The following is a 351-nucleotide window of genomic DNA, read 5'->3' as shown; positions in this document are numbered from 1 at the left end:
GCAGCGGCGGCGTGGGCTCTGCTTGTCCGGCAGCAGACCGGCATGGACGCGGGCATGCGCATCTACTCCCCCACCATGGGCATGACGGCGGCGCTGTTTCTTGCCGTCTGGTTGATCATGATGATTGCCATGATGTTTCCAACGGCCGCGCCCATGATCCTCTCGTTCCACCAGGTCGAGAGCGGCAAACGAGGCCGCGGGCAGGCCTTTGTGTCGACCTGGGTGTTCGTAGCCGGCTACATGCTGGTTTGGACAGCTACGGGCGTCCTTGCCTTTGCCGGCGCGGAGGGCGCGGAAATGTTTGCCGCGCATGTGGGATTGTCCGCGGCGACGGGCGCCCGCATCGGCGGC

The 351-nt window shown here is 65.8% G+C and carries 1 protein-coding gene; it reads left to right on the top strand.

The genetic code is table 11. From position 1 onward, the window contains the following. Positions 1-42: 42 nt before the first annotated feature. Positions 43-351, top strand: a 309-nt coding sequence (locus tag EN786_RS36535; RefSeq protein ID WP_348642274.1) for a DUF2182 domain-containing protein, incomplete at its 3' end; no start/stop codon positions are given.

Source organism: Mesorhizobium sp. M4B.F.Ca.ET.143.01.1.1 (assembly GCF_004792275.1).
GTDB lineage: Bacteria > Pseudomonadota > Alphaproteobacteria > Rhizobiales > Rhizobiaceae > Mesorhizobium > Mesorhizobium abyssinicae.
The sequence above is the reverse complement of the archived record's forward strand: the minus strand, read 5'-3'. Positions and strand labels throughout refer to the sequence as shown.